The sequence below is a fragment of the Marinobacter sp. genome, assembly GCF_044799475.1.
Taxonomy (GTDB): domain Bacteria; phylum Pseudomonadota; class Gammaproteobacteria; order Pseudomonadales; family Oleiphilaceae; genus Marinobacter.
This window is the reverse complement of record NZ_CP085217.1, coordinates 269,218-283,242: the sequence shown is the minus strand read 5'-3', so window position 1 is coordinate 283,242 and position 14,025 is coordinate 269,218. Positions and strand designations below refer to the sequence as shown.

Sequence of the window (14,025 nt, the reverse complement as noted above, 5' to 3'; positions counted from 1 at the left end):
TGTCCGTTACAGGGTGCGAGTGATAACGACAGCCCAGTGACAGGAGCTTATCGTTGACAATCTGTCAAAGAGTGACATTATGGCTCATCCGTAACCGGAAATCGATCACGGAATACCAGTCACAGGTCAATCAAAGCCAGTCACAGGTCAATCAAAGACAGGGACGAACGGAGAGTCCGGCATGAAACCAGGAAAAATCGCCCTCCTCTGGGCAATGGTCATCACCCTTCTGACGGTGTCCGGCTGCAAGTTTAATGAGCCGGAGCAGGCGCCAGCGGAGACGGTTGTCACTGTTCGCACGGCCCCGGTGGCAGAGGGAGAGTCCATTGCCGAGCCCCTCAGGTTTGCCGGTATCGTCCAGGCCCGTCAGCGCGCCACACTGACTTTTCAGATGAGTGGCACTCTCAGGGAGCGGGCGGTGGAACTGGGCGAGCATGTTGGAAAAGGTCAGGTTCTCGCCCAGCTGTACAACCCTCGCCTGGCACCGGCAAAGGCGTCTGCCGAGGCCCGGCTGCAGGAGCTTTCCACTCAGCTGGAGCAGGCTCAGCGGGAAGTTGAGCGCTCCAGGCAGTTACGGGAAAAAGGCGTGGTCTCGGAACAGGCGCTGGAGCAGATCACTGCCCGCAGGGATGGCCTCATGTCCAGTGTTGCAACCGCCAGGGCGGCGCTTTTTGAAGCTACCCAGATGGAATCCGAGAGCATTCTGCGGGCGCCATTTGCCGGCCGCGTCGTGGCTCTGCTGGTGGAAAAGGATGAATTTGTGGCTGCCGGACAGCCGGTGCTGAAGCTGTCCTCGCCAGAGGGCAGGGAAGTGGAGATACGGGTGCCGGCCTACCTGCTCAGCCAGCTCGCCGTGGGGGATGACGTGCCCGTCTGGTCGGTTCAGGACCGGCGCCAGGCTCCGGCGGCCGGCCAGGTCAGCGAAGTAGCCCAGGCCGGAGCCGAGAGGGGGCAACTGCATCAGGTGCTTGTCGCGCTCCCGGACGCCGCTTCCACGCCCGGTGTTGGCGAGCCGGTCGAGGTTGGCGTAACACCCCGCATTCAGGGCCAGATCAGCGTGCCGATTCTTTCCGTCATACGTTCGAACACCGGCACCAGTGTCTTCCGTATCAGCGGTGATACGGCCAGGCGCGTGCCGGTTTCCGTGCACCGCATCATCGGCGAGCAGGTGGTGGTGTCCTCTGACATCCTGGTGGCGGGAGAGCAGGTAGTCTATGCCGGCCTTACACGTCTGGCCGACGGCGACAGGGTGGAGATTCTGCCATGATGGGCGCTCTGCTGGGCTGCCGTCGCCTTATTGGCATGGTAGTGGTCATGCTCTGCCTGCTTGGTATCGCCGCCTACAACACCATGCCGCGCCAGGAGGATCCTTCCTTTCCCCAGCGTGCCGGTCTGGTCACGGTGAGTTATCCCGGAGCCACTGCCAACGCCGTTGAACGCCTTGTGCTGCGCCCGCTGGCTGATGAACTCCTGCAGGTCGAAGAAGTGGATGTGGCAACTGGCACCGCCCGCACCGGCGTGGCGCTGGTCCGGGTGCGCCTGGAGGATGACATCTATGATACCGATGCCGCCTGGGACCGGGTGCGCCAGGCCATGAAACGCGCCCGGGGCGAGTTCCCTGCAGACGTCGGCCAGATGGCGCTGGATGACCGCCTCATTGACATACCCGCCATAGTGCTGGCGGTGGGTGGATCGCCCTCCACCGTTGAGCTGACTGCCGTAGCTGAACGTGTAAAGGCTTCCCTGTCCGACATTCCGGGGGTATCCCGGGTGGAGCTGGAAGGGGATGTGACGGAACAGATCACCCTGGCACTGGACGATGCCGCGCTTTACCGTCTGGGCATATCTCCCTCTGTCGTCCTCAATACCCTTGCCAGCCGCAACCAGACCACCGCAGGGGGCTTTGTCGTGTCCGACGGCCGCAGGCTGTCCGTTCTGCCCAACAGTGAATTCGGCAACCTGGAGGCCATCCGTGCCACCCCCATAGCCCTGCCTGATGGCAGTCAGGTGCCGCTGGCCGCGGCAGCCGAGGTCTGGCGCGGCCCCGCAGAGCCCCACCAGCCGGAAACCTGGCAGGACGGCGAGCGAGTGGTACTGGTATCGCTGGTCATGGAGGAAAACCAGACTGACGCCATCCGGTTTGGCGAGCGGGTGCGGGAACGCGTTGAGAGCCTCCGGCAGGAGCTGGCGCCCTACACCGTGAAAGAGATGTTTTTCCAGCCCGATCAGGTATCGGATCGCCTCGACAATCTTGCGGGGAGCCTGCTGGCCTCAGTGGCAATCATAATTGCGGTGGTGTTCCTGGGTATGGGCCTGCGCATGGGACTGCTGGTGGCCTCCATCCTGCCCATGGTAACCATGATCAGCATAGGACTTTACGACCTTGGCGGCGGAGTGCTGCACCAGATCGCCATCATCGGCATGGTTATTTCCCTTGGCATACTGATCGATAACGCCATTGTGGTGGTGGAAAACATCCAGACCCGGCTGGATGAAGGGGCTGCGAGATTTGATGCGCTCAGGTCGGCCATAAGAGAACTGGCGGGCCCCCTGGGGGCCTCCACAGGAACCACTCTGGCCGCCTTTGCACCTCTGCTGCTGTCGAAGGGGGGAACGGCGGATTTCACCCGTGGCATTCCGGTGATGATCATGCTGACTCTGTCGGTGAGCTACCTTCTGGCCATTTCAGTGGTACCCCTGCTGGCCGCCCGTTTTCTCAGGCCCCGTAAAAATACCGGCAGGGATTACATGGCCGGTCTGGGGCGACTGCTGGGTAGCCTGGTTTCCCGGGTGCCGGGTACCCTGGTGGTGCTCAGCCTGTTTCTGGTCGCTGGCAGCCTCGCCCTCACGCCGTTCCTGAAGCTGCAGTTCTTTCCGGAGGCAGACCGGCCCCAGGTGATTGTTGAAATGTACATGCCCGAGGGCACGGATCAGAGCCGCACGGCCGAAGTGGCGGAGACTCTGGAGCGGGCACTGCGCACCCGCCCGGAAACCGTCAGCGTGCAACGATTTGTGGGCTTTACCGGCCCCAGTTTCTATTACAACCTGCTGCGTTATCCCCAGGCGCCCAACCGGGGCCGGCTGGTAGTGGAAACACCCACCCTGTCCGATACAGGTGCGATAGTTTCCTGGGTCAGAAACCATGCCGCACAGGAAATGCCGGAGCTGGATCTGTCGGTCGCGGTGCTTGGCCAGGGGCCGCCCAGGGCTGCCCCGGTGGAGGTCCGGATCTATCATGCCAGTGACGAGACCCGTGCCGAGGCTGCCGAGCATGTGTACCGGCTGCTGCGGCAAAGCCCGGGAGCCGTTGATGTGCGACACGACATCGACCTTGGGGTACCAGGCATAGCCGTCAATGTGGATGACGCGGTAGCGGCCCGCTACGACATAGACCGGTCCGACGTTGCCCGCAGCCTTTACGGCCAGAGCTTTGGAGTGGTGGCCGAACAGTACCGGCAGGAGGATGACCCCATTCCCATGGTCCTTCGCTCCAGGGAGGGCACAGACCTGTCCCTGTCGCGGCTGATGTCCATCAACATCTACAATAGCCGGGGCGATGCCGTGCCCCTGTCGGCCCTGGTGTCCACTGAGACGTCCTGGCAGCCCGCGGCGCGCTATCTTCGCAATGGGGTTCGGGTGGCCACGGTCAATGCCAACCTGGCGGCAGGTTCCAGCTTCAGCGACGTGCTTGGCGATCTGGAAACAGGGCTGGCAGAAACCCCCCTGCCCGAAGGCAGCCGGATGGAATACGGCGGTGACGCCGAGGGTTCCGGCGATGCCAACAGCGCCATTCTGACCACGGCCCCCATCGGTATCCTGTTGTTGCTGTTCTTCCTGCTGCTGCAGTTCAATTCCTTCCGCCGGGTGGGAATTATTCTGCTGACCGTTCCCCTGGCCACCGTCGGCATCTTCCCGGGCCTGGTGCTTTCCGGGTCGCCCTTTGGCTTTCAGTCCCTGCTTGGGGTGATAGCGCTGGTGGGGATCGTGGTAAACAATGCCATTGTGCTTGTGGATGTGGTGGACCGGCAGCTGGCACGGGGAATGGCTGTTGTGGATGCAGTGCGCATGGCAGTGGAGCAGCGGACCCGGCCGATACTGCTGACCACGGCCACCACAGTGGCAGGTCTGCTGCCGCTGGCGTTCTCCAGCTCCACACTCTGGCCGCCCATGGCGTGGGCCATTATTTCCGGCCTGCTGGCCTCAACCTTACTGACCCTGCTGGTGGTTCCCTCCCTGTGCCGGATGGTTCTCCGGTCTCCGGCGCCAGAGGCCAGCACCGACCTGGCCCCGGAAGCCTGATGCCTGCCCGCCGCCTTCAGGTGGCGGGCGTCTGCTTTCTCGCCATGAGCCCGACCCGCTGGCCCACTGGTACGTCGCGGTTGGGAAAAATGATCACCTCCGGCCGCGGGCCGACCCGGTAGGTCTGCTCCGCATCTTCCCAGATCACTTCCCCCGGCGCATATTCGGTGAAGTTGGCGGCATCCTCGGGAACATGGAAGCGGAATTCCCTGCCAGTGTTGATGATCTCCTCGACCACTTCAAAAATGACGACCTGGCTGGCGTCGGCCGAGGCCCCCGGATCGCCGCCTTTCAGCAGATCGCGGAGGCTGTTTTCAATGCCACGGAAGCGGCCCGCCTCGTTCTGGCCAAACGGCCGAACCCGCCCCAGCTCAACGGTCATGCTCTCGGCTTCCAGCTCTTTTGAGGAAAAGGCCGCGAAGGTGGTGCCGGGTGCGTGCTGGAGTAGCAGGGTGTGGACATCAGAGGCGGCCAGGAAACTCAGCTGGTCACCCGGGACCTTGCGGTCCGGTATGAAAGGATAGAGGGCAAATTTTTCCCGTTCTGATGGCTTTATGGCGGTGTGCAGATCGTAATGGACCAGCTGGGGGGCACCGCTGGCGAACGCCCTGCAGGTGTGCTCCAGGAGCTCTGCCCTCAGGGCCTCGGGACTGCCAGCGTAGAGTGGCTTCTGGTGGGCACCATTGAACAGACGGTTGAGGTTATGATCCATGAACCGCCTGCCGGCCACCATGGCGGGCGGGTTGCCCAGAATGAGCAGGGTTTCCGTTGCCAGTGACCATTCCCCGACCAGCAGCTCATTCACCAGCCGGTTGAGCACTTCGATGGGCGCTGTCTCATTGCCGTGAATGCCAGCAGACACAATCAGCCGGAGGTCCGGCTGGGGGCTTGCCGGCATCAGCCTCAGCAGGCCCGGCCCCCTCATTTCGATCCGGCTGCCGTCGGCCAGGGATGCGTGCCTTCCGGAGGTGGGGGCAGTGGGGTTGGCCAGGGTAAAAGCAAGCCAGTCCGGATGCTGTTCAAACAGCTGCTCCCGTGGCGTCATGATCAACCTCCTGTTCCAGATCAGCTGTTGGCAGGCTTGAGATGCCGGAGCAGACGCTGTTCCAGTTTCCTGAAAAAGAATACCAGCGCGAAGGTGAGCGCCATATAGATGAGCGCTACGGCAATGAAGGCCTCGAAAGGAGCATAGAATCGGGAGTAGATATCCCGGGCCGCGCCGGTCAGGTCAACAATGGTGACCACGCTGGCAATGGCGCTGGAATGCAGCATGAAGATCACTTCATTGGAGTACGCCTGAACGGCCCGCCGGGCAGCACTGGGCAGGACGATCCGGCGCAGCCGCATGAACCAGGACATGCCATAGGCCTTGGCGGCTTCTATTTCTCCTGCCGGAGTGGCGACTATGGCGCCACGGATTATCTCGGTCGTGTAGGCAGCCGTATTCAGGGTGAAGGCCAGCAGGGCAGGGTAGAAGGGTTCTTTGAAAATGTCCCACCAGAAGGTTTCCTGGATGCCCTCGATCTGGGCCACGCCGTAGTAGATGACATAAAGCTGGATCAACAGTGGGGTGCCGCGGAACAGGTAGGTGTAGAGCCAGATTGGAGCTGATATGAAACGGTTCCGGGAGGTACGGAGAACCGCAAGGGGAATGGCCATTACCAGACCCAGCAGCAGCGACAGGAACACCAGATGAACGGTGGTCACCATGCCATCCCAGTAATGCATCATGGTAGTGGCGGTGAAGATGTCGTTCTGGTTGAGCCATTCCGTGATCAGTTCTGGCATCCGTCAGTCTCCCCGGACCACGCCGACGTTGGCGCGCTTGTCCAGCCACTTGATGAATAGCTCGGAGCCGGCCGTGAGAAGCAGGTAAACCAGTGCTACCGGAATGAAGAAGAGAAAGGGCGAGCGCTCGGCCTTCGCAGCCTGTTCAGCAACGCGCACCATGTCAGTCAGCCCGATAATGGAGACAAGGGCCGTGGTTTTCAGGAGAACCTGCCAGTTGTTGCCTATGCCGGGCAGGGCGTGACGCATCATTTGCGGGATCATCACCCGCCGGAAGGTATGCCAGCGTGTAAAGCCATAGGCTCGCGCAGCTTCGATCTGGCCGGAATCCACCGCCAGAAAGGCACCCCTGAAGGTCTCTGTCATATAGGCGCCAAAAATCAGCCCGATGGTCAGGGTGCCTGCAATAAAGGGATTGAACTGGAAAAAGAAATCGTAGCCCCAGGCTTCGTAGATGTAATCGGAAAGGTTGTTCACTGCCACCTGACCGCCGTAATAGAACAGCAGCATCATCACCAGATCCGGTACGCCACGGATGAGCGTGGTGTAGGTGGTTGCAGTCACCTGCAGGAAACGGTTCCGGGAAAGTTTGGCGGACGCTCCGAGGAGGCCCAGGGTGAGTGCCAGGACAAGGGACAGGAAGGCAAGTTCGGTGGTAACAACCGCACCCTCCAGCAGGGCCGGGCCATAACCTTTCAGATCGAGCATGAGTCGTATCCGGCATTCAGGGGCCCGCCCGGAGCAGGCCCCTGACAGGGTTTACATCTTGATGTCGTAGCTGAAGTATTTGTCCATGATGGTGTCGTAGGTTCCATCGTTCTTCAGTTTTTCGAGGGCTGCGTTCACCTTCTCCGCCAGTTCCTTGTCACGCGGACGCATGGCTACGCCAACGCCCTGACCCAGCTTGACCGGCTCGCCAACCTGCTTGAAACCTTCCCGCGACAGGATGGTCTGCTCGCCAACCGGGTAGTCCACGAACACCAGGTCCAGACGCTGGCCTTCCAGGTCCAGCACCATGTCGTCGGCAGTGGTGTAACGCTTGACGTTTACCACGTCGCTGAGCTTTTCGGTGACGTAGGTGTCCATGGTGGTGCCACGCTGGACGCCAACCGTCATGCCTTTCATGGCGCTTTCGTCCGTCACATCCACGTTCACGTCTTCACGTGCGAACCAGGCGCCGGGGGTGTTGTAGTAGGGCTCGGAGAAAAGCACTGCCTCTGCCCGCTCCGGGGTGATGGACATGGAGGACATGATGGCGTCGAACTTCCGCGCCAGCAGGCCGGGAATCATGCCGTCCCAGGCCTGGATAATGAAGGTGCAATCCGCCTTGAGTTCCTCACACATGGCTTCTGCCAGTTCCACTTCAAAACCGGTCAGTTCACCTTCCGGGGTCTTGTACTCAAAGGGCTCATAGGGGACGTCGAATGCAATGCGGATTTCATTCCATTCTTTGGCATGGGCAGTGCCTGCGATCATGGCGAGGGCGCAGCCTGCTGCAACAATCAGTTTTTTCATGTGTCACTTCTCCATTGGGTTGCCGTGCGGCTTTATTATGTATTGCATGCTCAAGATAGCACCCTGGGGTCTGATCGTCTCGCTGATCAGAAATTGGGCGCCAGAAACTGTTTCATGCGTTCGGACTTGGGGTAGTCAAACACTTCCTTTGGTGTGCCCTGTTCTTCTATGACCCCCTGATGCAGAAAAAGCACCTTGCTTGAGACATCGCGGGCAAAGGCCATCTCGTGGGTTACCACGATCATGGTGCGGCCTTCTTCGGCCAGGCTCTGCATTACTCTCAGCACTTCTCCCACCAGCTCCGGGTCCAGAGCCGAGGTGGGTTCATCGAACAGCATCACGTCCGGCTCCATGGCAAGCGCTCTGGCAATCGCCGCCCGCTGTTGCTGGCCGCCGGACATCTGGGCCGGGTAGTAGTCCTTGCGCTCATAAATGCCGACCTTGTAAAGGTGGGCCTCGGCGCGTTCTATGGCTTCCTTGCGGGGCACCCCGAGAACATGGATGGGCGCTTCGATGATGTTTTCCAGTACTGTCATGTGGGACCAGAGATTGAAGCTCTGGAACACCATGGACAGCCTGGAGCGGATGAGTTCCACCTGTCTGTTGTCAGCGGGGACCCGCTCTCCCTTGCGGTTGGTTTTGAACCTGACCGGATCGCCATGCACGATGACTTCTCCGGCAGTGGGAGTTTCCAGCAGATTGATGCAGCGCAGGAAGGTGCTCTTGCCGGAACCTGAACTGCCAATCAGGGAGACGACATCGCCCTTCCGGGTCTCAAGGGAAATGCCCTTGAGTACCTCGAGGTCTCCGAATTTCTTGTATATGTCCCTGCAGACCAGTGGCGCATTGTCCGCCATTTAATACTCCCGGACCGGGTGAAGGTTTGGCGTCATTTTTACGGAGTGTGGTGCCACAAATCAATACTTTTCGGGCTCTTCGGGCCTGCTTCGGGGGCGAACGGTGGAGTTTTGTAAAAGCCCGCCGCTCTTTGAACCGGTTCACGTTATGGTGACAAAAAGCTGACGGCACCGAGACTGGTCCGTAGTATGCTGCAACAGGAAGTCCGAAATTTAACCGTTTTATCCCAAGAGGTTATGTAATGTCCGCAACGCAAAAGATCGTTTTTGAAAGAGGCCTTTTGCGTGTTGTTGCCCGAACAGTCCTTGAAACCCTGGGCGAGTTTCGTTCCGGTGATACCGTGTACGACGTGGAAATCCACGAACAGGAAGTGTTGCACACCTTCCCCTCTCTTGGTGAAGCAACACAGTTCGTGCATCTGTTGGCTCCCCTGGAGGAAGGAAAATAGCCGTCTTCTCCGCGACAGGGCGTATGCGCTCCCAATATGCCTGTTCCGCTCTGCAGAAAAGAACAGCAGGCTGAACCACGACCATGTTCATCCGGCACCAGCCCGGACTTCAGACAGGCGAGCCAGGTTCAGCCCTGATACGGATTATGCTGTGCTCACTCTGTTCGATCTGCCGCATGGAGTCACTGACGTGGCGGACGTGAGCCTGGGCCGCGGTCCTCGCCGCGTTCGCCTGACCCTTCATCACTGACTGGTAAATCTTGTGATGATGCCTGTCCAGCTGCTTTTTGAAGGATTCCCGGGGGCTCAGGTTGGCCACGGAAGCCTTGACCGACAGCAACATAAGGCTCTTGAGACTGTCCAGCACATGCACCAGAACCGGGTTATGGGATGCTTCCACGATGGCCAGGTGAAAGGCATGGTCCAGGTCAGCGTTGGTCAAGGGGTCAGCGGCTTCCATGGCATTGAACGCTTTGGTGATGCGGTGCAGATCCCGTGGCGTGGCTCTTTGAGCTGCCAGCCAGGCGGCCTGGCCTTCCATCTGCTCCCTTACCTCGAGCAAATCGTAAAGTGTCCGTGGATGGCCTGAGAACAGGCGCATCAGAGGGCTGTCGCTGGCCGGTTCCGGCACGATATGGGAGACAAACGAGCCCCGGCCATGATGGGTCTCGATCACGCCTCTGCCATGCAGTTCATGCAGAGCTTCCCGGATGATGGAGCGGGAGACTCCAAGGCGGGAGGCGAGTTGCCTTTCAGAGGGTATTTTCTCACCCGGGGACATGCCCCCGTCCAGGATCAGACGCTCTATCCGGTAGGAAACCGCTTTCGCTACAGGCAATGGTTTGTTTGCCATCGATGTTACTGGTTGGACCAGCCCTCTTTTTAATCAGCGGAAAATATCTGATAACGCGCCGCTGCGGCCTTTAACTATGGGGCGGCGGGGTCGATGCGTCCACCAAACAGCTACAAAAAACTGGTCCTACCAGTTCGCTAATCGCTGGACTTGGGTCGAAACCACTACGATTATCAAACTGAGTTGTGGCAGCTTTATCGCTGATCCACTCTGTGCTTTTGCGCCGGCTGGTCAGCATGGGCCTGTCGAAACAGCGGCTGGATAACAACAAAAGAACTGGAGAATGATCGATGAACAACAATCCCAGCAACATCGAGACAACCCGTCCGCGGCGCGGACTACTCAAATCCATTGCGGTTTCCACTGCGCTCGCAGGCGCAATGTCCCTTGGCAGTATGCAGGCCATGGCGGCCACGACCTGGAAAATCCAGTCCGTATGGGACGCGGGCACGGTCGGCTATGACCTGTTCGAGGACTGGTGTAACGGCATGGAAGAGAAATCCGGCGGTGAACTGGTTTTCAAGTGTTTCCCTGCCAAGGCTGTTGCCGCCGACAGCAATTCGCTGTTCGATTCGGTTCGCAGTGGCGTTCTTCAGGGCATGAACCCGTTCACCCTGTACTGGTCCGGCAAGATTCCCGCGTCCGTATTCCTGTCCTCTTACCCGGCCGGTCCTGACCAGCCCCACCAGTGGGACATCATGTTCTATTCCATGGGTATGCTGGAGAAGACCCGGGAAATCTACAAGAAGTTCGGGCTGTTCTACGTTGGCCCGATTCAGCATGATGCAAATATCATCCATTCCAAGGAGCCGGTAAACAGCCTTGATGACCTTAAAGGCCTGAAACTGCGGGTTCCCGGTGGCATGGTCGCCGAGGTGTTCCAGGCGTTCGGTGCTTCCACCGTGAGCATGCCCGGATCTGACATCTTCCCGGCCCTGGAAAAGGGCACCATCGACGCAGCGGATTATGTGGGCCCGGCAGTGAACTGGGAACTGGGCTTTTCCCAGGTGACCGATTACATCCTGTTCGGACCTCCGGGCAATATGTCCATTTACCAGCCGGTGGATCTGATGGATCTGACTGTGAACCTGCGTGCCTGGAACGCTCTGGATCCGAAACTCCAGCAGCTTGTCGAGGATGAAGTACGCATCTATTCCCAGAAGCACTTCCTGACCATCCAGAAGCGCAACGTCGAGGCCATGGAGAAGTTCAAGAAAGCGGGGGATACCGTGAGCCGTCTGAGCCAGGATGACGTGGACGAATGGCGCAAGAGAGCCATTCCGATCTGGTACAAGTGGGCGAACAAGAACGAAGACGCCCGTGCCATCTTTGATATCCAGATCGAGTACATGATGAACGAGACCGTCGGCTATATCGAGGAGTCTGATCTGGAAGGTGTCCCGGGCCGGTAACGCTTTCCTGAACCCATAAAAAGAAACAGGGGGAAGGTCAGGGACGACTCCGAAAGAGGCGGCCCGCCTTCCCCGCTTTGTGGCTGAGGAAGTAACAACATGTCTGATCTTGAAGGTTTTGGATTCGTAATGCCGCACTGGTTCTACTGGGGCTGGCTTGCGGTTATGCCGCTGATCATGATGGCCTGGGACAAGTGGAGCAGTGGTCGCGGAGACGAGGCTGCAGAACCGGAATTGACACCGGGGGAACTGCAGGCGGAAGAGGAAGATCCCCTGATTTATCTCCAGTTCGAGGGGAACTGGTTTACCAGGATAGTGGACTGGATCTGTGACAAATCCGGCCTGTTCGTGGCGTTCTGGACAATCAACGCCGTTGTCTTCTATTTCTTTGGGGTGGTCATGCGCTACATTTTTAACATGCCCACCATCTGGGTCCATGAAGCCAGCTTCATGCTGCTGGGCATGCAATACATGCTGGCGGGCGCATTCGCCATGCTTCATGGCGCCCATGTGCGCGTCGATGTGATGTACAACCTGCTGCCGGCGCGGGGAAGAGTTGGCCTGGACATCTTTACGTCCATGTTCTTCTTCATTTTTGCCCTGATTCTGCTGGTTACCTCCTGGACCTTCTTCCAGGATTCCTATGCCATGGATGAACGCACGGTTGAGACCTGGGGCATCCAGCTCTGGCCGGCCAAAGGCATGATGGTGCTGGGTTCAGTCCTTCTCTTGCTCGCAGGCATATCCAAACTGCTCAAGGATATTGTCCTGTTTGTCCGTCTTGGCCGGGAGCGCAGCGCATGACTACAAATACAACCACTGTGCGGGGCAGCAACCTTGTCGGAAAGCTGAGTACCTGGCTGATGATTATCGCCACGGTGGCACTGGCGTTTGTCATCTGTGTCGAAATGATCAACATTCTTTTCTACGATCCGTGGAGCGACGAGAAGTTCCTGTTCAATCTCTCCGGTAGCCTTTCTGACGTCAAGATCGGGCCTTTGACCTATCTGATGTTCGGTTCTCTCGCCGTGGCCCTGATGATGGGCCTGCCGCTGGCCTTCGTGACCGGTGGCCTCGGGGTGATGTTCATCTACCTGGTGGGCGACGCGATGATGCTGAACCTTGTGCCGGGTCGTATCTTCCCGATGATGACCAACTCTGATCTGGCGGCGATACCGCTGTTTATCTTCATGGCGTCCATGCTTGAGCGCGCGGGCCTGATTGAGGAAATGTTCAGTGTGGTGTACAAGTGGATGGGTGGCCTGAGCGGTGGTCTGGCGACAGCAACCATCCTGGCTTCCACCCTTCTTGCAGCCATGGTGGGTGTTATCGGAGCTGCGGTTGTCACTATGGGTATCATCGCTCTGCCGGCGATGCTCAAGCGCGGTTACGACCAGAAAATCGCCCTCGGCTCGATCATGGCGGGCGGTACCCTGGGCATACTGATTCCGCCCTCCATCCTGGCAATTCTCTACGCGGTTGTGGCGCAGCAATCGGTCGGGGAGCTGTATCTCGGCTCGGTGATCCCGGGCCTGATGCTGTCTTCCCTGTACATTGCCTATGTGCTGGTTCGCAGCTGGATCAACCCCAGGCTGGGGCCACCCGTACCGGTGGAAGAGCGGATTTCCCTGAAGGAAAAGCTCCTTCTCACGAAAAACCTGATTGCTCCGCTGATTCTGGTGTTTCTGGTGCTGGGTCTGCTGTTCGGTGGCATCGCAACGCCGGTCGAAGCCGCGGGTATCGGCTCCTTTGGCGCCATCGTCGTGGCCATGATGCATGGCAAGTTTTCTATTGGCGGGCTGCGGGAGGCATCCGTAACCACTACCAAGGCATCCGCCATGGTGTTGTGGATCATGTTCGGTGCTTCTGTCTTTGTTGGCTTCTACATCCTTCAGGGTGGTCAGCAGTTTGTAACGGATGCCATCCTGGGTACTGGCATGTCGCCTTACGGCATCCTGTTCCTGCTGATGTTCCTGCTGGTGGTTCTGGGAATGTTCCTGGACTGGGTGGGTATCCTGCTGCTGGCAGTTCCCATCTTCATTCCCATTGTCAAAGCTCTGGAATTCCCGGGGCTGCTGGGTTTCCCGCCGGTGGCGGGCGATGACGTGGTGCTGTGGTTTGGTGTGCTCTATCTGGTCAATATGCAGATGTCGTTCCTCAGCCCGCCATTTGGTTACGCCCTGTTCTATCTCCGCGGCGTGTGTCCGCCGGAGATATCCATGGGTACGATTTTCAAGTCATCGCTGGTGTTCCTGGCTATCCAGGCGTTTGGTCTGTTCATGTGTATCATGATTCCCGGCCTCGTCACCTGGCTGCCAGGGCTGGTCTATGGCTGAGCCGGAGGCCGCCCGTTGAGGGGCGGCCTTTGCTCTCACTGATCTGAACGCAGCGCAAAATACATACTGGAAGGAGAACAGAATCATGTTGACTATCAACCGCCTGGACCTGAACGACGCCCGCCTGCTGATTGAGGGGGCCAGCCGCAAGGCCCGTGAAATTGGCGTCCCCATGTGCATCGCCATCACCGACGAGTCCGGCAACCTGGTTGCCTTCGAGCGGATGGATGGCGGCAAGGTCACCAGCAGCACCGTAGCCCAGGACAAGGCCTTCACCGCCGCCGCTGCGCGCAAGGCGACCCATGAGTACAACCAGGCCTGCGTGCCGGGTAATCTGGTGTTTGGCATTCACACCGCAATCGGGGGCCGGTTGTGTGTTGTGGGGGGCGGCCTGCCCATTGCGGTCGATGGAACAGTTGTCGGCGGTATTGGCCTGAGTTCCGGGACGCCCCAGCAGGACATTGAATGCGCCGAGGCTGGCATCGAGCACTTCATGAACGAACGTGCGTAAAAACC

At 59.1% G+C, this 14,025-nt stretch carries 13 protein-coding genes; 7 read left to right on the top strand and 6 right to left on the bottom strand.

Features of this window, described 5'->3' with window-relative positions:
• The first annotated feature begins 181 nt into the window (after nt 1-181).
• On the top strand, nt 182-1,267 hold the full coding sequence (locus LG327_RS01290; RefSeq protein ID WP_404364974.1) for an efflux RND transporter periplasmic adaptor subunit: 1,086 nt from the start codon (nt 182-184) through the stop codon (nt 1,265-1,267).
• The gene (locus tag LG327_RS01285) at nt 1,264-4,299 is read left to right on the top strand and encodes an efflux RND transporter permease subunit (RefSeq protein WP_404364972.1); all 3,036 of its coding nucleotides are present in this window, start codon (nt 1,264-1,266) and stop codon (nt 4,297-4,299) included. Before LG327_RS01290 ends, LG327_RS01285 begins: the two co-directional genes overlap by 4 nt.
• Before the next feature lie 16 nt (nt 4,300-4,315).
• Here LG327_RS01285 and LG327_RS01280 read toward each other — a convergent pair whose 3' ends face one another.
• The 5 genes from LG327_RS01280 to LG327_RS01260 all read right to left on the bottom strand — a co-directional run bounded on the left by LG327_RS01280 (nt 4,316) and on the right by LG327_RS01260 (nt 8,459).
• Entirely contained in the window at nt 4,316-5,344 is a 1,029-nt protein-coding gene (locus LG327_RS01280; RefSeq protein WP_404364971.1) for a succinylglutamate desuccinylase, read from the bottom strand.
• A gap of 20 nt (nt 5,345-5,364) precedes the next feature.
• The gene (locus LG327_RS01275; protein WP_404364969.1) at nt 5,365-6,087 is read right to left on the bottom strand and encodes an ABC transporter permease; all 723 of its coding nucleotides are present in this window, start codon (nt 6,085-6,087) and stop codon (nt 5,365-5,367) included.
• Nucleotides 6,088-6,090: 3 nt separating this feature from the next.
• Nucleotides 6,091-6,795, bottom strand: coding sequence for an ABC transporter permease (locus tag LG327_RS01270; RefSeq protein WP_404364968.1), 705 nt, complete (start codon nt 6,793-6,795; stop codon nt 6,091-6,093).
• 51 nt (nt 6,796-6,846) lie between these two features.
• A complete protein-coding gene (locus LG327_RS01265) occupies nt 6,847-7,602 on the bottom strand; it encodes a transporter substrate-binding domain-containing protein (RefSeq protein ID WP_404364966.1) in 756 nt (251 codons plus the stop codon).
• Between the two features lie 86 nt (nt 7,603-7,688).
• Nucleotides 7,689-8,459, bottom strand: coding sequence for an ABC transporter ATP-binding protein (locus LG327_RS01260; RefSeq protein WP_404364964.1), 771 nt, complete (start codon nt 8,457-8,459; stop codon nt 7,689-7,691).
• A 242-nt stretch (nt 8,460-8,701) separates the two neighbouring features.
• Here LG327_RS01260 and LG327_RS01255 point away from each other — a divergent pair, with 242 nt between their 5' ends.
• Nucleotides 8,702-8,908 carry a hypothetical protein gene (locus LG327_RS01255; protein WP_404364962.1) on the top strand — a complete coding sequence of 69 codons (207 nt, stop codon included), beginning with the start codon at nt 8,702-8,704 and terminating at the stop codon, nt 8,906-8,908.
• Nucleotides 8,909-9,017: 109 nt separating this feature from the next.
• On the opposite strand, the gene LG327_RS01250 is transcribed toward LG327_RS01255, so the two are convergent.
• Nucleotides 9,018-9,761, bottom strand: a complete 744-nt coding sequence (locus LG327_RS01250; protein WP_404364960.1) for an FCD domain-containing protein — start codon at nt 9,759-9,761, stop codon at nt 9,018-9,020.
• Between the two features lie 290 nt (nt 9,762-10,051).
• On the opposite strand from LG327_RS01250, the gene dctP reads away from it, so the two are divergent.
• From dctP to LG327_RS01230, 4 genes are all read left to right on the top strand, one after another.
• The gene (dctP, locus tag LG327_RS01245; RefSeq protein ID WP_404364958.1) at nt 10,052-11,173 is read left to right on the top strand and encodes a TRAP transporter substrate-binding protein DctP; all 1,122 of its coding nucleotides are present in this window, start codon (nt 10,052-10,054) and stop codon (nt 11,171-11,173) included.
• A 99-nt stretch (nt 11,174-11,272) separates the two neighbouring features.
• A complete protein-coding gene (locus tag LG327_RS01240) occupies nt 11,273-11,977 on the top strand; it encodes a TRAP transporter small permease subunit (protein WP_404364956.1) in 705 nt (234 codons plus the stop codon).
• Nucleotides 11,974-13,509: a TRAP transporter large permease subunit gene (locus LG327_RS01235; protein ID WP_404364955.1), complete on the top strand. Its 1,536-nt coding sequence runs from the start codon at nt 11,974-11,976 to the stop codon at nt 13,507-13,509. The genes LG327_RS01240 and LG327_RS01235 overlap by 4 nt, the downstream gene beginning before the upstream one ends.
• A gap of 85 nt (nt 13,510-13,594) precedes the next feature.
• Nucleotides 13,595-14,020 carry a heme-binding protein gene (locus LG327_RS01230; protein WP_404364953.1) on the top strand — a complete coding sequence of 142 codons (426 nt, stop codon included), beginning with the start codon at nt 13,595-13,597 and terminating at the stop codon, nt 14,018-14,020.
• Nucleotides 14,021-14,025: the final 5 nt, after the last annotated feature.